At 55.0% G+C, this 18,489-nt stretch carries 16 protein-coding genes; 10 read left to right on the forward strand and 6 right to left on the reverse strand.

The window, feature by feature from the left end; genetic code table 11:
- Positions 1–26 precede the first annotated feature (26 nt).
- Both ABDW13_RS10325 and ypfH read left to right on the forward strand, forming a co-directional pair.
- Positions 27–1,967 carry a GNAT family N-acetyltransferase gene (locus tag ABDW13_RS10325; protein ID WP_343552470.1) on the forward strand — a complete coding sequence of 647 codons (1,941 nt, stop codon included), beginning with the start codon at positions 27–29 and terminating at the stop codon, positions 1,965–1,967.
- 73 nt (positions 1,968–2,040) lie between these two features.
- Positions 2,041–2,736, forward strand: coding sequence for an esterase (ypfH, locus tag ABDW13_RS10330; protein ID WP_343552471.1), 696 nt, complete (start codon positions 2,041–2,043; stop codon positions 2,734–2,736).
- 71 nt (positions 2,737–2,807) lie between these two features.
- Here ypfH and ABDW13_RS10335 read toward each other — a convergent pair whose 3' ends face one another.
- From ABDW13_RS10335 to narQ, 6 genes are all read right to left on the reverse strand, one after another.
- A complete protein-coding gene (locus ABDW13_RS10335; RefSeq protein WP_008108368.1) occupies positions 2,808–2,996 on the reverse strand; it encodes a YpfN family protein in 189 nt (62 codons plus the stop codon).
- A 22-nt stretch (positions 2,997–3,018) separates the two neighbouring features.
- Positions 3,019–4,146 carry a succinyl-diaminopimelate desuccinylase gene (gene dapE, locus ABDW13_RS10340; protein WP_343552472.1) on the reverse strand — a complete coding sequence of 376 codons (1,128 nt, stop codon included), beginning with the start codon at positions 4,144–4,146 and terminating at the stop codon, positions 3,019–3,021.
- 1 nt (position 4,147) lies between these two features.
- A complete protein-coding gene (locus tag ABDW13_RS10345) occupies positions 4,148–4,516 on the reverse strand; it encodes an ArsC family reductase (protein WP_343552473.1) in 369 nt (122 codons plus the stop codon).
- 660 nt (positions 4,517–5,176) lie between these two features.
- Positions 5,177–8,293, reverse strand: a complete 3,117-nt coding sequence (gene acrD, locus ABDW13_RS10350; protein WP_343552474.1) for a multidrug efflux RND transporter permease AcrD — start codon at positions 8,291–8,293, stop codon at positions 5,177–5,179.
- A 195-nt stretch (positions 8,294–8,488) separates the two neighbouring features.
- Positions 8,489–9,121 carry a response regulator gene (locus ABDW13_RS10355; RefSeq protein ID WP_343552475.1) on the reverse strand — a complete coding sequence of 211 codons (633 nt, stop codon included), beginning with the start codon at positions 9,119–9,121 and terminating at the stop codon, positions 8,489–8,491.
- Positions 9,122–9,179: 58 nt separating this feature from the next.
- Positions 9,180–10,868 (reverse strand): nitrate/nitrite two-component system sensor histidine kinase NarQ, encoded by a 1,689-nt coding sequence (gene narQ / locus ABDW13_RS10360; protein WP_343552476.1) that lies wholly within the window; start codon positions 10,866–10,868, stop codon positions 9,180–9,182.
- A gap of 244 nt (positions 10,869–11,112) precedes the next feature.
- Between narQ and ABDW13_RS10365 the strand changes: the two genes are divergently transcribed.
- The 8 genes from ABDW13_RS10365 (at position 11,113) to nudK (ending at position 18,410) form a co-directional block, all read left to right on the forward strand.
- Positions 11,113–11,385 carry a YdgH/BhsA/McbA-like domain containing protein gene (locus tag ABDW13_RS10365; protein WP_343552477.1) on the forward strand — a complete coding sequence of 91 codons (273 nt, stop codon included), beginning with the start codon at positions 11,113–11,115 and terminating at the stop codon, positions 11,383–11,385.
- A gap of 332 nt (positions 11,386–11,717) precedes the next feature.
- Complete coding sequence (ansP, locus tag ABDW13_RS10370; protein ID WP_343552478.1) at positions 11,718–13,208, forward strand: L-asparagine permease; 1,491 nt, start codon at positions 11,718–11,720, stop codon at positions 13,206–13,208.
- A 163-nt stretch (positions 13,209–13,371) separates the two neighbouring features.
- On the forward strand, positions 13,372–13,842 hold the full coding sequence (gene napF, locus ABDW13_RS10375) for a ferredoxin-type protein NapF (RefSeq protein WP_343552479.1): 471 nt from the start codon (positions 13,372–13,374) through the stop codon (positions 13,840–13,842).
- A complete protein-coding gene (locus ABDW13_RS10380; RefSeq protein WP_343552480.1) occupies positions 13,832–14,110 on the forward strand; it encodes a chaperone NapD in 279 nt (92 codons plus the stop codon). Before napF ends, ABDW13_RS10380 begins: the two co-directional genes overlap by 11 nt.
- Entirely contained in the window at positions 14,107–16,593 is a 2,487-nt protein-coding gene (gene napA / locus ABDW13_RS10385) for a nitrate reductase catalytic subunit NapA (RefSeq protein WP_343552481.1), read from the forward strand. Before ABDW13_RS10380 ends, napA begins: the two co-directional genes overlap by 4 nt.
- An 11-nt stretch (positions 16,594–16,604) precedes the next feature.
- Positions 16,605–17,039, forward strand: coding sequence for a nitrate reductase cytochrome c-type subunit (napB, locus tag ABDW13_RS10390; protein WP_343552482.1), 435 nt, complete (start codon positions 16,605–16,607; stop codon positions 17,037–17,039).
- A gap of 8 nt (positions 17,040–17,047) precedes the next feature.
- Positions 17,048–17,632 (forward strand): cytochrome c-type protein NapC, encoded by a 585-nt coding sequence (gene napC / locus ABDW13_RS10395; RefSeq protein ID WP_343552483.1) that lies wholly within the window; start codon positions 17,048–17,050, stop codon positions 17,630–17,632.
- 199 nt (positions 17,633–17,831) lie between these two features.
- Complete coding sequence (nudK, locus tag ABDW13_RS10400; RefSeq protein WP_343552484.1) at positions 17,832–18,410, forward strand: GDP-mannose pyrophosphatase NudK; 579 nt, start codon at positions 17,832–17,834, stop codon at positions 18,408–18,410.
- Positions 18,411–18,489 lie beyond the last annotated feature (79 nt).

Consider the following 18,489-nt stretch of genomic DNA (forward strand, 5'->3'; position numbering starts at 1 on the left):
TTTCGTCAATTGCAGCAACCGCGGCGATGCAGAGAGCGGGCATTCGCCGCCTGTGTGTGATCAGCGGCGCAGCGGATTGGGCCACGCAGCAAGCCGCCAGTTGGCAAGCAGAGTTAAGCGGTGATTGGCTGACGCTGAGTGAGAGTGACGACTTCCCGCAGGCAGTGGCACCCAGCGCGCTGCGTAACTTGTTGGGGCGAGAATTCCAGCATGCGATTTTTGATGCGCGTGACGGTTTCCACGCAGAAGCCTTTGCCGCGCTGGCGGGCACCTTGCGTGCTGGCAGTTGGTTGCTGCTGCTGACGCCGGAATGGGAAACGTGGCCACAGCAACAAGATGCCGACAGTCTACGTTGGGCTGATGTTGCAGAACCCATCGCCACGCCGCATTTCATCCATCATTTGCAAACCTTAATGCTAAATGATCCGCAGGTGATGTTGCTGCGCCAGCATCAGGCTGCACGCTACCCCGCTGCGCTTGATTGGGCTGAGTGGCATTGTCAGGCACCGCAACAGCAAGCGCATATCCTGCAACAACTGCCGGCGATGCCAAACGGTGTCGCGGTGATCACTGCGGCGCGCGGTCGCGGTAAATCAGCGCTGGCGGGCATGTTGGCGCAGCATAATCAGCACTGTTTGGTCACGGCTCCAGCCAAAGTCTCCACCGATGTGCTGGCAGCGTTTGCCGGTGAACATTTCCGCTTTATGGCGCCAGACGCGATTCTCGCGTTGGAACAGGCGCCGCAAGCCGAATGGTTGATTGTCGATGAAGCTGCCGCCATTCCTGCGCCGCTGTTGCAACAACTGGTGCAGCGCTTTCCACGAGTGCTGCTAACCACCACCGTGCAGGGCTACGAAGGCACCGGTCGCGGTTTTATGCTGCGTTTCTGCGCCACGTTGCCTGATGTTCGTTACTTCCAGCTTGATGAACCGCTGCGCTGGTCGCCTAACGACCCACTTGAGGGTTGGTTAAGCCAGGCGCTGCTATTTGAGGATGCGGCGGAAAGTGCCGCCAGCGAAAACAACGACATCTTCCCGGCTTCGCCCGATCGGCATTTGCCTGCCCTTGAAGCCGGTTACCGCTTGCTGGCTAGCGCCCACTATCGCACTTCGCCGCTCGATTTGCGGCGCATGCTGGATGCGCCCGGCATGCGATTTTGGCTGGCGGGCAGTGCAGAGCAAATCACTGGCGCGATGTGGTTGGTGGAAGAGGGCGGATTAGAACCCTCGCTTGCTGACGCGGTGTGGGCCGGATATCGCCGACCGCGCGGTAATTTGGTGGCGCAATCGCTGGCGGCGCATGGTGGTTTTGCTGAAGCGGCAACGTTACGCTCGCAGCGCATTAGCCGCATTGCGGTTCAAGCCGCGCAGCGCCAGCGTGGCATTGGCCGTGCGTTAGTGGCAACCGCACAGCAGTACGCGCAGTGTGATTATCTGTCGGTGAGTTTTGGCTACACCGAAACCTTGTGGCATTTCTGGCGCGCTTGCGGCTTTACGCTGGTGCGCATCGGTTCACAGCGTGAAGCCAGCAGCGGATGCTTTGCGGCGATGGCGATGTTGGCGCTGACGCCTGCCGGAAAGACCTTGCAACAGCAGGCCGCTCAGCGACTGGCGCGCGATTGGCCATGGCTGCGCGACATCATCGAACTGCCGCTGACGCTTTCTTCAGCAGCCAGCCAGGAACTCAACGCGGATGATTGGCCGCTGTTAGCTGGTTTTGCCTGGGCACAGCGTCCGTTTGAAGCCAGTTATGCGGCACTCCAGCGTTTGGTTCGCGCCGTTCCTTCACCGTTATTGAATGCCATTCTGCTGGAGAAACAGTCGTTCGCTGATGTTGCTCAGCAGGCCGCACTGAGCGGGCGTAAAGCATTGATGCTTAAGCTGCGTGCAGAAGTCGCAGCGGCGATTGTGCAGCTCAATCCGCCAGCCGCTGATACGTGGCAACTGCGGCTACGTTTGTTGCAATAAATCCATTATCTCGTTCAAATTTTCCCGATATCTCTGTGCCAGCAGCGGCGTATAGTGATTTGAGGAGGATCTTATGGCACTTCAATACGTAATTGTTCAGCAACCCGATAACGCCGCGCAGCTGTTTTTGTTGTATCACGGCGTCAATGATAACCCTGATTCGATGGCGCAAATTGGCAGTTGGTTCGCCAAGGCGTTTCCACACGCGCTGGTGGTCTCGGTCGGTGCCCCTTTTTCCGGCAATGTGCCGCAAGGTCGCCTGTGGTATGCCGATATTCCGGCACACGATCGTTCAGAACAGCAAGGCGTGGATGCGGTGATGCCGGAGTTCATCGAATCGGTGCGTCACTGGCAGCAACAAAGCGGCGTGCGCGCTGAAGCCACCGCGCTGGTGGGGTTCTCGCAAGGCGGCACCATGGTGCTGGAAGGGGTAAAAGCGCAGCCCGGCTTAGCCGGACGCGCCATCGTGTTCAGCGGACGCTATGCCACGCTGCCGCAGCGCGCCAGCACGCGGAATACCATTCATCTGATTCACGGTGATTATGACGATCACATTCCGCTACAACATGCGGAAGAAGCGAAGCAGCGACTGATGTTATTAGGCGGTGATGTCACGCTGGATATCGTTGAGGATTTGCCGCATGCGATTGACCATCGCAGCATGGAGTTGGCGCTGAATCATCTGCGCTATACCGTGCCGCGTCGTTATTTCGATGAAGCGCTGAGCGGGGCGAAACCCGGCGATGATGATGTGGTGATGATGATGTAAAAAACGTAGGGGGCGCATTTTTGCGCCCCAAAAAGAAGGTCACCATGAATGGCGACCCTACGGTTTTGCGCTTATTTCTTCTTCGGCCAGTCGTCTTCATCGTCCCATTTATCGTTGAAATCACGATGCGGTGGCAACGTTGGCTTGTTATCCATGAATTTTTTGTGGTCGATACGTTTTAGGTCTTTGTAAACGTTCATTAAAATACCGACCATTAATAGGATCACTAAGATCCACCAATACTCTTTAAAGAATTCCATCCCAACTCTCCTTATTGCGCGCTTAAGCGATCAACTGTTCCATAATGCGCTGGTACATACGGCTCAGCATCTGCAAATCTGACGCTTTTACGCACTCATTAATCTTATGAATGGTGGCATTCACCGGACCCAGTTCCACCACTTGTGCTCCCATGCGCGCGATAAAGCGTCCATCGGAGGTACCGCCGGTGGTCAGCAACTGCGGCTTAATTTCATTATAGTGCGCGACAGCGTTTACCACGGCATCAACCAGTTTGCCGCGTGAAGTCAGGAACGGCTGGCCGGAAACATTCCACTCCAGCGTGTAACGTAGCTGATGGCGATCCAGCAGTTCGGCGACGCGATCTTTGATCATCTGATCGGTGAGCTGAGTGCTAAAACGGAAGTTGAACTGCACGAAAAACTCGCCAGGAATCACGTTGTTGCTGCCGGTGCCAGCTTGCACGTTGGCGATCTGCATGCTGGTTGGCGGGAAGAATTCGTTACCTTCATCCCACACGGTTGCGACCAATTCATTCAACGCGGGCATTGCGCGATGCACCGGATTATCCGCCAGATGCGGGTAGGCAACGTGGCCTTGCACGCCGTGAATGGTCAGATTGGCGGTCATCGAGCCACGACGACCATTTTTCACCACGTCACCGACAATCTCAGTGCTCGATGGCTCGCCAACCAGGCAGTAATCCATACGCTCGTTACGGGCCATCAAGCGCTCAACTACTTTGACCGTGCCATTGACTGCACTGGCTTCTTCATCTGAGGTGATGAGAAACGCCAGACGACCTTTATGTTGCGGATTGGCCGCCACAAAACGCTCAGCCGCGACAACCATCGCCGCCAGCGAACCTTTCATGTCGGCAGCGCCACGACCAAACAGCATGCCGTCGCGGATGCTCGGCTCAAACGGTGGGCTAATCCAGCGATTGGCATCGCCTGGCGGCACCACATCAGTATGACCGGCAAACGCCAGGGTTTCGCCCTGGCCGCGCGTGGCCCAGAAGTTCAGCGTATCGCCAATGTGCATTGGCTCGATGGTAAAACCAATGGCTTGCAAACGTTCAATTAACAACGCCTGGCAACCGGCATCATCCGGGCTAAGAGACGGGCGACGGATAAGCTGCTGAGCCAGCTCGATGACCGGACAGAACATGTTATGACTTCTCCTGGATAAAGGCCTGATAAAGGGAATCTTTGAAACCGACCAGCAGATCGCCGTTTGGCGCGGCCAGTACCGGACGTTTGATGGTGGCAGGCTGCGCGAGCATCACCGCTTTCGCGCTAGCAGCGTCGTTTACCGCTTCGCGTTCAGCTTCTGGCAGTTTGCGCCACGTGGTACCGCGCGTGTTGAGCAGCACTTCGTAACCGAGCTGATCAATAAACGATTGCAGCAGCGCGTCATCAATACCATCCACGCGATAATCATGAAAACGATAGTCGATGCCGGAAGCCTCTAACGAGTTGCGTGCTTTTTTAATCGTGTCGCAATTTTTAATTCCGTACATCACCCACTGCGCCGTCATCGCTTATTCCCATCTTGTTAAAAAATAATGCGCGAGTTTACCACAGCGCTCTAAGGGCTGTGAGCGCTGACCACTAAAGCAAGCTGATTTAATCGTGTTTAGCCTGTCATAAATTTTATTACTTAGATCCAGAAAACGCTTTCATTCACCCGCTGAATAATTGCTTTCGCCATCATCAGTGCACTAAGGATTATCCGAACGGTGAATTTGTGCTACGCCATTTAAGCCAGGCATTTTCTGAGTCGCATTATGGAGTTGCTGAAATGTGCGTCAGTACGCAATTTAAACAAATTGCAGCTTTTGTACGCTTTTGCCGATAGAGATAACAGGTGGAAACGTATTCACCTGATGAAAAAAACGACGTAGAATCGGCACTACAATAAGAGAGGGTATTATGGTTGACACTGAACTGGGGAACTGGAAAGAATTTATCGAAGCGATGTTACGCAATAAGTAATACGCATAGAGAAAAGCAGGGCACTTCCCAACTTGCTGTGATTCTTACCACACACAACAATAAAGCCGCCATATCCGTTATGGCGGCTTTTTTTATTCAAAAGAACGCGATAAATCGCGCCGCTATAAGTGTGTGCGCATGATATGCGCGGAGCCTAATGTCCGCACATATCGTAGCGGCGCAATTTATTGCGCAATGCCAACTCAATCGTGCGGCTTTTCCTTCAGCGGGAAGCGGCGGCGCACCACCACGAAGAACAACGGCACGAAGAAAATCGCCAAAATGGTGGCTGAAATCATGCCGCCCATCACGCCGGTACCGACCGCGTGCTGGCTGCCGGAGCCGGCACCGCTGCTAATCGCCATCGGCAGCACGCCGAAGATGAAGGCCAGCGAAGTCATCAAAATTGGACGCAAGCGCTGACGCGATGCTTCCAGCGTCGATTCCAGCAGTTCGCGGCCTTTACTGTTAATCTCATTAGCGAATTCCACAATCAAAATGGCGTTCTTCGCCGACAAACCGATCACCGTGAGCAATCCGACCTGGAAATAGACGTCATTTTCCAGCCCACGCATCCAAGTCGCCACCAATGCGCCGACTACGCCGAGCGGCACCACCAGCATCACCGAGAATGGAATCGACCAGCTCTCATACAAGGCCGCCAGACACAAGAACACCACCAATAGCGAAATTGCATACAGCGCGGGCGCTTGTGAACCGGACAAACGTTCCTGATAGGATGCGCCGGTCCACTGGAAGCCCACGCCCAATGGTAATTGCCCAACCAATTTTTCCATCACATCCATCGCGGTACCGCTACTCACGCCATTAGCCGCTTCACCGACAATCTCCAGCGACGAATAACCGTTGTAACGCTCCAGACGCGGCGAACCGGTTTGCCAATGGCTGGTGGCGAAGGCAGAGAACGGCACCATGCTGCCGCTGCTGTTGCGCACGTACCATTTATTCACGTCTTCCGGCAGCATGCGGAACTCTGGCGCGGCCTGTACGTAGACTTTCTTCACGCGTCCGCGATCGAGGAAGTCGTTAACATAAGTCGAACCCCACGCGGTGGTTAAAGTGTCATTGATGGTATCCAGCGACACACCGAGCGCCTGCGCTTTGCGCTGATCCACATCGATCTGCAATTGCGGGCTGTCATCCAGTCCGTTGTGACGCACGCGCGAGAGCGCCGGGTTGCTGCCTGCCAGCTCCAGCAATTTGTCGCGCATCGCCATTAATTGGGTATGGCCGATGCCAGCGTGATCCTGCAACTCCATATCAAAGCCCGATGAACTGCCCATACCGGTAATCGCAGGCGGACTGCTGGCAATCACGCGGCCTTCTTTAATCTTGTGGAAGGCTTTGGTGGCGCGATCGATGATGGCGAAGGAGGTGCGATCGCTGCCCGGACGTTCTTCCCAATCTTTCAGGCGCACGAACAAACGCGCCACGTTCTGACCGTTACCGCCAGGACCGGCACCAATGGTGGAGAACACCGACACCACGTTATCTTTCTCGGCGGTCATGTAGTAATTCTCGACCTTCGCTACCACGTTGGAGGTTTGTTCCAGCGTTGAACCGGCAGGTAACTGCACCTGCGTCAGGAACACACCACGATCTTCCAGTGGCAGGAACGAGGTTGGCAGGCGGATAAATAGGAATGCCATCACGCCGATAATGCCGAGATACAGCAGCAGCCAGCGACCACCTTTCAGCAAGATCTTTGCCACGCCGCGCTCATAACGTTCTGCGCTGGCGTTGAACATGCGGTTAAACCAGCCGAAGAAACCTTTGCGACCATGATGCTGGCCTTGCTCCAGCGGCTTCAGCAAGGTGGAACACAGCGCGGGCGTCAGAATCATCGCCACCAACACTGACAGCACCATCGCCGAAACGATGGTGATCGAGAACTGACGATAGATAGCACCGACCGTGCCGCCAAAGAACGCCATTGGCACAAACACCGCCGACAGCACCAACGCAATGCCGACCAACGCGCCCTGAATTTGTCCCATCGATTTACGGGTGGCGGCGCGCGGCGAGAGACCTTCCTCACTCATGATACGTTCGACGTTTTCTACCACCACGATGGCGTCATCCACCAATAGCCCGATGGCAAGCACCATGGCGAACATCGTCAAGGTATTGATGCTGTAACCAAAGGCGTAGAGCACCGCAAAAGTGCCGAGCAACACGACCGGCACGGCTATCGTCGGAATCAAGGTGGCGCGGAAGTTTTGCAGGAACAGATACATCACCAGGAACACCAGCAGGATGGCTTCCAGCAGGGTTTTCACCACGTCTTTGATCGAGGCTTTGACGAACGGCGTGGTTTCATAGGCGACTTTTGCTTCCAGCCCGTGCGGGAAGTACTGCGACAGCTCAGCAATGCGTGCACGCACCAGTTTGTCGGTATTCATCTCGTTCGCGCCAGACGCCAGCTTGATGCCGAGACCGGATGCTGCCTGGCCGTTGTAGCGGCTGAGGAAGTCATACTTTTCCGCGCCCATCGCCACATCAGCGACATCACCGAGCGTTACTACCGAACCGTCGCTATTGGTTTTCAGCGTTACCGCTTTAAACTGCTCCGGTGTTTGCAGCATCGACTGCGCATTCACCGTGGCGTTGAGCGCTTGCTTATCAACCGAAGGCAAACCGCCGACCTGGCCAACGGCGACCTGGGCGTTTTGCGATTCAATCGCCTTGACCACATCATCTGTGGTCAGCGCGTAAGCAATTAATTTGTTGGGATCGAGCCAAATGCGCATCGCATATTGCGAGCCGTAAGCATCCACCTGGCCCACGCCATCAATGCGGCTCAGCGGATCCTGAATGTTACTGGCGACATAATCTGAAATATCCTGTTTGTCCATACTTCCGTCGGTAGAGACAAACGCAATCATCAAGATATTGCTATCACCGGTTTTATTAACGGTAACCCCTTGTGACTGTACCGCCGCGGGTAGTTTGCGCAGCGCACTTTGCAACTGGTTTTGCACCTGCTGACGCGCTTCATCAGGATTGGTACCAGCGGTAAAGGTGAGGGTGATTTGTGCCTGACCGGTGTTGCTGCTGTTAGAGGACATGTACATCAAATTATCGATGCCGGTCATGTTCTGTTCGATAACTTGGGTGACGGTATTTTCCAGCGTTTCTGCGGATGCACCGGGATAGTTCGCGGTGATACGCACATTCGGTGGCGCGAGGTCGGGATATTGCTCAATCGGCAACGAGATGATCGCTAACGTGCCGCACAGGCAAAGCAAAATAGACAGAACCCAGGCAAAAATGGGGCGGTCGATAAAAAAATTCGACATGGAACCGACACTCCTCAGCTGCGTATTTTTCTACTTTTATTATGATGAGCGTGAAGCTCAGAACGCTTCACGCTGGCGGAGTGCAAGTTGCTCTCTCGAAAACTCCTGCTGCTGCTACTCTACGCGGCGCAAATTAGAGAATCGTGGATAAATTATGGAGAAAGTGTAAATGTGCTGACGGCTTTCTGTGCTGTGCTACACATTTCGGCTTTCCAGCCACAACACGGTGGCGGCAACGCGTGAACGCACATCCAGTTTGCGCAGCAGATTGCGGATATGCACTTTTACCGTCTCTTCTGAGATGTGCAAGGTGGCGGCAATTTCCTTGTTCGATAATCCACGCGCCACTTCCTGCAACACATCCAGTTCGCGTTCGGTCAGTTGTTTGAACGGGTTCGAGGTTGGCTGGCGCGTGGTAAGATATTCGGCTACCACTTCGCTGAACACGTTTTCACCCTGTGCGCCGCGCATCACTTGCGCCAGCAGCAATTCAGGTTCGCTGTCTTTCAACAAATAGCCATCGGCCCCGGCATCCACCATCGCGTAAATATCATTGCGCGCATCCGAAACCGTTAGCACCAGAATACGTGAAGCGATGCCTTCATTACGCAGCGCTTTAAGCGTATCAAGGCCAGACATGCCTTTCATGTTCAGATCCAGCAAGATGACGTCGGGCGACAGGCGACGTGCTTCAGCCAACGCTTCGGTGCCGTTATTGGCTTCGGCGACCACTTCCAGCCGCGGCTCCAGCGCCAGCAATTGGCGAATACCACGGCGCATCAGCGGATGATCGTCCACGATCATAATTGTCAGGGAAGGGGTTGCCATAATGTCTCCTGTTTCTCATCTCGTAGGGTCGCCATTTATGGTGACCTGATGTTCAATTTTAACTCAGCCGATGCGCAGGGCGCGGCGGAAAACGTAACGTGATGCGCGTGCCTTGCGCTTGTGGGGTAATCAACAGCGTGCCGGATAAACGCGCGGCGCGTTCAGCCATAATCGTCAGGCCATAATGTCCCGGTGGTTCTTCGAGACTGCTGATGCCGCAGCCATCATCTTCGATGGTCAGCAAATGGTCCTCATCAGCGACACGCTGATAATGAATCTGAATCCGCTGCGCCTGCGCGTGGCGAATCGCGTTGAGCAGCGCCTCGCGCGCAATCTGCAACACATGTACTTGCTGCTGGGCATCTAAGGTTTGCAGGCCAGGCTGGTAATCGAATGCAATCGCCGCCTGTGATTGCTCTTGCAGCGGCGCAATCATGGCTTGCATCGCTTGCACCAAATCGGCTTGTTCGATGGTCAAACGGAAGGTGGTAAGCAACTCGCGCAGTTGCTGATAGGCTTCGGCCAGCGCACGATCAAAATCCGCGATGATCGCCTGCGCTTGCGGCTGCGAATCGTCAACATTGCGCCGCAGCAGCGCCAACTGAATGCGCAGGAAAGAGAGCGATTGCGCCAGCGAATCGTGCAGCTCGCGCGCGATGGTGGCGCGCTCTTCTATTAATAGCATCTGCTGGTACTGTTTTTGCGTCTGCCAAATCCATAACGCGCGTGCCAGCATGTTCGCCAGACTTTGCATCAGTTCGTCTGCCGGCGGCGCGCGGCGCGTTTGCCAGCGCAATTCTCCTAACAATTGCTCTTCCTGCATCAGCGGCAAGCGTTGCCAGCTTTGTGCTTCATCTGCCAGGCCCGCCTGAAATTCAATGTCATCGCTGGAAATTTGCAGCACTGAAAGCGCTTCACGCTGCTGTACCAGACGCAGCAAGCCCTGAAAAAGTTCGGGATTGGCCGGGCTGCTGGTGAGAATTTGCGAGCTTTCATACAGCAGTGACAGCGTGCGGTTGGCTTGCGTGAGGTCTTCGGTTTTTTCCCGTACCGCAAATTCCAGCAAACGATAGTGCGAGTGCAGCCGTTCCGCCATGGTGGTGAAGGCTTGCGCCAGCACGCCCAGTTCATTCGGTTGTTCAACCGGCAAAGCGGGAAAAGCGAAGTTGGCCTGTTCGACATAATGGCTAGCGGTGACCAGCGAATTGAGTGGACGTACCACGTTGCGGCGGATAAAACCAATGGTCCACAGCGCCAGCGCGACAATCGCCAAAAAGCCAAACAAGCTGCTGGCCGCCACCAGATGCATTTTCAGTTCGGCGTAATGTTGTACCGATAATACAAAGCGGTCGATCTCGCTGACGTAGCTGGCAACCTGCTGCTGATAAACGCGTGCACGCTCGGGCTGTAAGGTCTGCTGTAGCATCGGCCAACTGTCGCGCAGATAGCGATAGCGGCTGGTGACATCCACCGGCACCCACGGACGTTCCAGATGCTGTAACGCCGGCGACTCCAGCGTTTGTCGATAGAGATCAATGTGATGGGCTAACTGCTGTGGATCGCGCGTACTATCCCAGGCGAGGCGATAAATCTGCATACGCAGCGAACCGGCGACATTCACCGCTTCGGCATCGCGCAGGCTGCTGGAGAGCGTCATCAGCGCTAATCCGGTGGTAAGCAGCGACAGCAGCACAATCACGCTGAGCGCGCGAGCGATGGTGCGAGTAACAGGACGTTTTACTATCACATTAATAACCCTTTTAAGAGCGGGGGATTATAGGGCAGGCGATCCATTACGGCGAGTGTGATCTCGTCACATCAGGTTACTTTTAGCAGAGAAAAGCAGTTCTCTTTACTTTTCCCTGGATAACCCGCAGTTAGCTGGCGAATTATTAAACGCTTTTACGGCATGCGCAGCCTGGTTTTCATTCGGTAGGTGATACTCAGTCCTGTCACGCAAAACCCCTAACGGAAGACAACAGGAGCATCTCATGAAGACACGTTATGCCGTTCTGACTGCTGCACTGCTTGCTACCGCAAGTTTCTCAACCCTAGCTGCTCAACCACTCAGCGCCGAACAAGCACAAAACCTGCAAAGCGCGGGCACCGTTTCCATCAGCGGCGTGCGCGGTTCGCTGGATGATGCAACGCGCCATCTGTCGCAAAAAGCCACAGCGGAAGGCGCGAGCGGCTATCGCGTTATCGGTGTGCAAACGCCGGGCGACTCTAGCCTGTGGAGCGGCACCGCAGAAATTTATCGTTAAGAACTTGTAGTGGCGCGCCACGGTGCGCCAGAGAAATTCTCAGCATTCAACGCCTTTCCTGTATTACCCTCCCTGTAGTCAACCCCTTTACCGGCCAAGTGATTGGCCGGTTTTTTTGTGCACCGCGACGGATTATTACAATTCAACTCGTGCAGCCTGGCGGTATTTTTTGCTTCGTTCATGCAGAACGGGTAGGATTCTTCGCCGTAAATTCCCGACCCGCCACGCGACATCGTTCCGTTGCTATGACACCGGGTTTTACCCCATTTCACACCGCCGCACGCAATCGATTGGTTACGCGGTGATTGATGGTCAGGACAAACAGGAAAGCTATGAAATCAATTAAAAAAACCGCAGCCGAACAACGCGCTGCGAAAAGACGCTGGCTCAATTCCCACGATACCGGTTACCACAAAGCGATGGGTAACCGTCAGGTACAAATGATCGCCATCGGTGGCGCCATTGGTACCGGTCTGTTCCTGGGGGCGGGTGCGCGTCTGCAAATGGCCGGTCCCGCGCTGGCACTGGTTTATCTGGTATGCGGTATCTTCTCCTTCTTTATTCTGCGTGCGTTGGGCGAGCTGGTGTTACATCGTCCTTCCAGCGGCAGCTTTGTTTCATATGCACGTGAATTCCTTGGGGAAAAAGCGTCGTATGTGGCGGGCTGGATGTACTTCGTCAACTGGGCGATGACCGGTATCGTCGATATCACCGCCGTGGCGCTGTATATGCACTATTGGGGCGCGTTTGGTGATGTGCCGCAATGGGTGTTTGCATTGGGCGCGCTGGCGATTGTCGGCACCATGAACATGATTGGCGTGAAGTGGTTCGCCGAGATGGAGTTCTGGTTCGCATTGGTGAAAGTGCTGGCGATTGTGGCGTTCTTGATTGTCGGAACGATATTCCTCGGCAGCGGTAAGCCGCTTGACGGCAACACCACTGGCTTCCACTTGATCACCGATAACGGCGGTTTCTTCCCACACGGTTTGCTGCCGGCGCTGGTGTTGGTGCAAGGCGTGGTGTTTGCCTTCGCCTCAATTGAGCTGGTCGGTACGGCGGCGGGCGAGTGTAAAGATCCCAAAACCATGCTGCCAAAAGCCATCAACAGCGTGATCTGGCGTATCGGCCTGTTCTACGTCGGTTCGGTGGTGTTGCTGGTGCTGCTGCTGCCGTGGAACGCTTATCAGGCTGGACAAAGCCCGTTCGTCACCTTCTTCTCCAAACTCGGCGTGCCTTACATCGGTAGCGTGATGAACATCGTGGTGCTGAGCGCCGCGCTGTCGAGCCTCAACTCGGGGCTTTATTCTACCGGTCGTATTCTGCGTTCGATGTCGATGGGCGGTTCTGCACCGCAGTTCATGTCGAAGATGAGCAAACAGCAGGTGCCGTATGCCGGTATTTTGGTGACCATCGGTGTCTACATCTTTGGTGTGGTACTCAACTACTACGTGCCTTCTCAGGTATTTGAAATCGTTCTGAACTTTGCTTCACTCGGCATCATTTCGTCGTGGGGCTTTATCGTGGTGTGCCAGATGCGTCTGCGCAAAGCGATTAAAGAAGGCAAGGCAGACGATGTCAGCTTCAAACTGCCGTGGGCGCCGTTTACCTCATGGTTGACGCTGCTGTTCCTGGCGAGCGTCTTAGTGTTGATGGCGTTTGACTATCCAAACGGCACCTACACTATCGCCTCCATTCCGTTGATTGCCGTGATTCTGGTGCTGGGTTGGTTTGGCGTGCGCAAACGCGTGCATGCTGAAGCGCTGAAAGAGCACGAACATCATGCAGAGAATCACGATACGCTGGCGGAGGACTCACCGCGCTAATCACAGCGATTCTCATCTGCGGGGGCCTTTTGGCCCCCGTTTTTATTACAACGTCCTTTCATTTGATCCCACGTCAGTATTTACCCCTTTGGGGTGATATAGCCCTCATTAGTGTCAGGTTATTTTACGCACCATCTCTCTTTCCTCCGTTTAAGGTGAATCGATGGCGCTGTCGCGACGTGAACTCTTTACCGGGCAGCGCGTAGCGTCTGCTGATGGCATCGCTTTGCCGTGGTGGCGAGGAGAATCGGGTTGCGATGGTTGCGGCAAGTGCGTTGCAGCCTGCGAAACCGACATCATCAAGCTGCATGCCGGTGAAATTCCCCAGCTCGATTTTCTGCAAGGCGAATGCACCTTCTGCGCCGCCTGCGTAGACGCTTGCCCGCAGCCGCTGTTCCAGGCGCGTGAAACTCAGCCCTTTCCCCAGCGCATTCGCATTGATAACCGCTGCATCACGCTGCTTGGCGTCAGTTGCCGCAGTTGTCAGGAAAGTTGTGAACAGCAAGCCATCCGATTTCATTTGATGCCTAACGGCATCGCCCAGCCGCAAACCCTCGCACAGCTGTGTAACGGCTGCGGCGCGTGTATCGCGCCATGCCCGGTTTCGGCCACAGGATTACATCATGAACCATGAACAGAGTTGGCACGTCTGCGGCCTGGTGATTCAGGCACGTCCCGAATCCATTTCAGCCGTTAAAAGCGCGTTGTTGGCGTTCTCCGATTGTGACATCGCCGCTGAAGACGCCGCACGCGGCACGCTGGCGGTGACGCTGGGCGCGGCCGATAGCGCCGCACTGCTGCGCAATATTGAAGAGACCCGCAACATTCCTCACGTGTTGGCGGTATCGCTGGTCTATCACCAGCAAGACGAAATTGAAGAACCTTGTAAGGAAGCATCATGAGTATAAGTCGTCGTGATTTTATGAAGGCCAATGCGGCGGCTGCTGCTGCAACGGCTGCGGGATTGACCATCCCAACGGTTACCAAAGCTGCCACTTCACTGGCTGCGCCAATTCGCTGGGAAAAAGCGCCTTGCCGCTTCTGCGGCACCGGTTGTGGTGTGCTGGTGGGCACGCAAGATGGGCGCGTAGTGGCTTCGCAAGGCGATCCGCAGGCTGAAGTGAATCGTGGTCTGAACTGCATCAAAGGCTATTTCCTGCCGAAGATCATGTACGGAAAAGATCGTCTGACGCAGCCGCTGCTGCGTATGACCGACGGCAAATTTGCCAAAGATGGCGAATTCACCCCGGTCAGCTGGGATCAAGCTTTCGACATCATGGAACAGAAGTTCAAAGCCGCGCTGAAAGCCAACGGCCCGGATTCGGTTGGCATGTTCGGCTCCGGTCAGTGGACGGTGTGGGAAGGTTACGCCGCGTCCAAATTGATGAAAGCCGGTTTCCGCACCAACAACCTCGATCCTAATGCGCGTCATTGCATGGCATCGGCGGTGGTCGGTTTCATGCGCACCTTCGGCATGGACGAACCGATGGGCTGCTACGACGATATCGAGCAGGCCGACGCGTTTGTGCTGTGGGGATCGAACATGGCCGAGATGCACCCGATTCTCTGGTCGCGTATTACCGCGCGTCGTTTGAGCAATCACAACGTCAAAGTGGCGGTGCTCTCGACGTATCGCCATCGCAGCTTTGAGCTGGCCGATAATGGCATGGTGTTCACGCCGCAGAGCGATCTGGCGATCCTCAACTTCATCGCCAACTACATCATTCAGAACAACAAGGTCGATAAAACCTTCCTGCAAAACCATGTCACGTTGCGCAAAGGCGTGACCGATATCGGCTACGGCTTGCGCCCAACCGATCCGCGTCAATCGTCGGCGAAAAATCCTGACAGCGGCGAATCGACGCCGATGAGCTTCGACGAGTTTGCCAAATTCGTCTCGGAATACACCGTCGAAAAAGCCAGCGCCATGAGCGGCGTTGAGCAAGATCAGTTGATCGCGCTGGCGGAACTGTACGCCGATCCTAAAGTTAACGTGGTGTCGTACTGGACCATGGGCTTCAACCAGCATACGCGCGGCGTGTGGGCCAATAACCTGTGCTACAACCTGCATTTGTTAACCGGCAAAATCTCGCGTCCAGGCACCGGTCCGTTCTCCTTGACCGGCCAACCTTCGGCGTGCGGCACCGCGCGTGAAGTGGGTACGTTTGCACACCGTTTGCCAGCGGACATGGTGGTCAACAACGACAAACACCGTGCTACCGCAGAAAAGCTGTGGAAGCTGCCACAAGGCACCGTGCCCGCCAAAATTGGTTTGCATGCCGTGGCGCAAGACCGCGCGCTGAAAGATGGCAAGCTCAATGCCTATTGGGTGATGTGCAACAACAACATGCAGGCCGGTCCGAATATTACTCAGGAGCGTATGCCGGGCTGGCGCGATGAGCGCAACTTCATCGTAGTGTCCGATCCGTATCCAACCATCAGCGCTTTGTCAGCGGATCTGATTCTGCCTACCGCGATGTGGGTGGAGAAAGAGGGCGCGTACGGCAACGCCGAGCGCCGTACCCAGTTCTGGCATCAGCAGGTGAAAGCACCGGGCGAGGCGAAATCCGATCTGTGGCAGTTGGTGAATTTCTCCAAGCGTTTCCGCGTTACTGAAGTGTGGCCGGAAGAGTTGATCGCGAAGAATCCAGAGTTGCGCGACAAAACGCTGTTCGATGTGTTGTATGCCAACGGCCAGGTTAACCAGTTCCCGCTGAGCGAAGTGGCGGATGACCAACTGAACGATGAAGCGCGCGACTTTGGCTTCTATATCCAGAAAGGGTTGTTCGAAGAGTACGCCAGTTTCGGCCGCGGTCACGGTCACGATCTGGCACCGTTCGACGTTTACCATCAAGCGCGCGGTTTGCGCTGGCCGGTTGTCGATGGCAAAGAGACGCGCTGGCGCTATCGCGAAGGTTACGACAGCTACGTGAAAGCCGGCGAAGGCGTACGTTTCTACGGCAAGCCAGATGGCAAAGCGACGATTTTCGCCTTGCCGTACGAGCCACCGGCTGAAGCGCCGGACGCCGAATACGATTTGTGGTTCTGCACCGGACGCGTGCTGGAGCATTGGCATACCGGCACCATGACGCGCCGCGTACCGGAGCTGCATCGCGCAGTACCGCAGGCGTTGCTGTATATCCATCCGCTGGATGCAAAAGATCGCGGCTTCCGTCGTGGCGAAAAAGTCCGCGTGGTGTCACGCCGTGGTGAAACGGTTGCCACCATCGAAACTCGTGGACGTAATCAGCCACCGCAAGGTCTGGTGTTTATGCCGTTCTTCGATGCAGGCGTGTTGGCGAACAACGTCACGCTGGATGCCACCGATCCGCTGTCGAAGCAGACCGATTACAAAAAATGCGCCATCAAGCTGGTTAAAATTTAAGGCAGGATGCAATGAAACCCTTAATTACACTCATTACTTTGGCCGCCCTGATGCTGGGCGGCACGGTTTACGCTACTGATAATGGCGTCGATCTCAATCAATCGCCTGAAGTGACGGCCACACAGCAGGGCACGATCCATCAGCCTAAAGAGCAGAGCCGCCAACCGCTGAACTACGTCAATCAGCCGCCGGTGATTCCGCACAGCGTTGATGGCTATCAGGTAACGAAAAACGTGAACCGTTGCCTGCAATGCCACGGTACGCAGAGCTATCTGACCACCGGCGCGCCGCGCGTCAGCCCAACGCACTTCACCGATCGCGATGGATTGGTAAGCAGCACCGTTTCACCGCGTCGCTACTTCTGCTTGCAGTGCCACGTGCCGCAAACCGATGCCAAACCGGTGGTGGAAAACACCTTCAAACCGGCCGACGGCTTCGGTAAGTGAGGATAACCATGAAAGAGAAACTTCTCCGTATCTGGCGCTGGTGGCGACGTCCAAGTCGTCTGGCGCTCGGTACGCTGCTGATCCTCGGTTTTGCTGGCGGGATTATTTTCTGGGGCGGCTTCAACACTGCGATGGAGATGACCAACCGCGAGCAGTTCTGTATTGGTTGCCATGAGATGCGCAATAACGTCTATCAGGAATATATGCAGACGGTGCATTACAACAACCGCAGCGGCGTGCGCGCCACTTGTCCCGATTGCCACGTGCCACACGAATGGGGCCCGAAAATGCTGCGTAAGATTCAGGCGAGCAAAGAGGTGTACGCCAAGATCTTCGGCATCATTGATACGCCGAAAAAGTTCGAAGAACACCGTATTGAGCTGGCGCGTAACGAGTGGCGCAGGATGCAGAACAATAACTCGCAAGAGTGTCGCAACTGCCACAACTTCGATTATATGGATTTCACGGCGCAGAAAACCGTCGCCGGCAAGATGCATAAAAAAGCGGTGGAAGAGGGCAAAACCTGTATCGATTGCCACAAAGGTATCGCGCACCATTTGCCGGATATGAAAGATCAGCCGAACGGTTTTTGATTCTCTTCCTGCATATTTGCACTGAATCGTAGCGGCGCGATTTATCGCGTTCTTTTAGGCCGGGGCACTGGCTTTAAAACAACGCGATAAATCGCGCCGCTACAAAATTCTGCATATTATCCAGCTTCAAAATCAGATAGTTTTCCCCCGTGCTTCGTCCTATCATCTCAGGCTCCCTCAATCTTGCAGTGGAGCGGCTATGTCGTTAAAGATCAACATCATCAAAGATAAGTTGCTGTCAGATAATTGGTTTGTGCTGCGCAACTACACCTACGAACTCACCCGCAACAACGGCGAAGTCGTACGCCACAAGCGTGAAGTCTACAATCGCGGCAACGGCGCCACTATCCTGCTGTATAACACTGAAAAAAATAGCGTTCTGCTGATTAAACAGTTCCGTATTGCCACCTATCTGAATGGCAACACCAGCGGTGAACTGATTGAGACCTGCGCCGGGTTGCTGGATGACGACACGCCAGAAGACTGCATTCGCAAAGAAGCGATTGAAGAGACCGGTTATCAGGTTGGCAAAGTGCATAAACTCTATGAAGTGTATATGTCGCCAGGCGGCGTGACTGAGCTGGTGCATTTCTTTGCGGCGGAATATAGCGATGCGCAGCGCACCAACGACGGCGGCGGCGTGGATGATGAAGAGATTACCGTGCTGGAGCTGAGTTTCCCGGAAGCGCTGGCGATGGTGAAAGATGGCCGCATTCAAGACGGTAAAGCCATTATGCTGTTGCAGCATGCGCAGATTGCGGGATGGTTAAAGGCGTAAATCCAGACATCCAAATCGCACATATTCGTAGCGGCGCGATTCATCGCGTTTAGTTGACGTTAAAAGGTCAACACAACGC

This window comes from Pantoea sp. (assembly GCF_039594315.1).
Taxonomy (GTDB): Bacteria; Pseudomonadota; Gammaproteobacteria; order Enterobacterales; family Enterobacteriaceae; genus Pantoea.

Excerpts from the sequence above, each read along its gene's own strand:
- ABDW13_RS10325 (WP_343552470.1), top strand. The coding sequence starts at position 27 with ATGCAGAGAGCGGGCATTCGCCGCCTGTGTGTGATCAGCGGCGCAGCG.
- ypfH (WP_343552471.1), top strand. The coding sequence starts at position 2,041 with ATGGCACTTCAATACGTAATTGTTCAGCAACCCGATAACGCCGCGCAG.
- ABDW13_RS10335 (WP_008108368.1), bottom strand. The coding sequence starts at position 2,996 with ATGGAATTCTTTAAAGAGTATTGGTGGATCTTAGTGATCCTATTAATG.
- dapE (WP_343552472.1), bottom strand. The coding sequence starts at position 4,146 with ATGTTCTGTCCGGTCATCGAGCTGGCTCAGCAGCTTATCCGTCGCCCG.
- ABDW13_RS10345 (WP_343552473.1), bottom strand. The coding sequence starts at position 4,516 with ATGACGGCGCAGTGGGTGATGTACGGAATTAAAAATTGCGACACGATT.
- acrD (WP_343552474.1), bottom strand. The coding sequence starts at position 8,293 with ATGTCGAATTTTTTTATCGACCGCCCCATTTTTGCCTGGGTTCTGTCT.
- ABDW13_RS10355 (WP_343552475.1), bottom strand. The coding sequence starts at position 9,121 with ATGGCAACCCCTTCCCTGACAATTATGATCGTGGACGATCATCCGCTG.
- ABDW13_RS10365 (WP_343552477.1), top strand. The coding sequence starts at position 11,113 with ATGAAGACACGTTATGCCGTTCTGACTGCTGCACTGCTTGCTACCGCA.
- ansP (WP_343552478.1), top strand. The coding sequence starts at position 11,718 with ATGAAATCAATTAAAAAAACCGCAGCCGAACAACGCGCTGCGAAAAGA.
- napF (WP_343552479.1), top strand. The coding sequence starts at position 13,372 with ATGGCGCTGTCGCGACGTGAACTCTTTACCGGGCAGCGCGTAGCGTCT.
- ABDW13_RS10380 (WP_343552480.1), top strand. The coding sequence starts at position 13,832 with ATGAACCATGAACAGAGTTGGCACGTCTGCGGCCTGGTGATTCAGGCA.
- napA (WP_343552481.1), top strand. The coding sequence starts at position 14,107 with ATGAGTATAAGTCGTCGTGATTTTATGAAGGCCAATGCGGCGGCTGCT.
- napB (WP_343552482.1), top strand. The coding sequence starts at position 16,605 with ATGAAACCCTTAATTACACTCATTACTTTGGCCGCCCTGATGCTGGGC.
- napC (WP_343552483.1), top strand. The coding sequence starts at position 17,048 with ATGAAAGAGAAACTTCTCCGTATCTGGCGCTGGTGGCGACGTCCAAGT.
- nudK (WP_343552484.1), top strand. The coding sequence starts at position 17,832 with ATGTCGTTAAAGATCAACATCATCAAAGATAAGTTGCTGTCAGATAAT.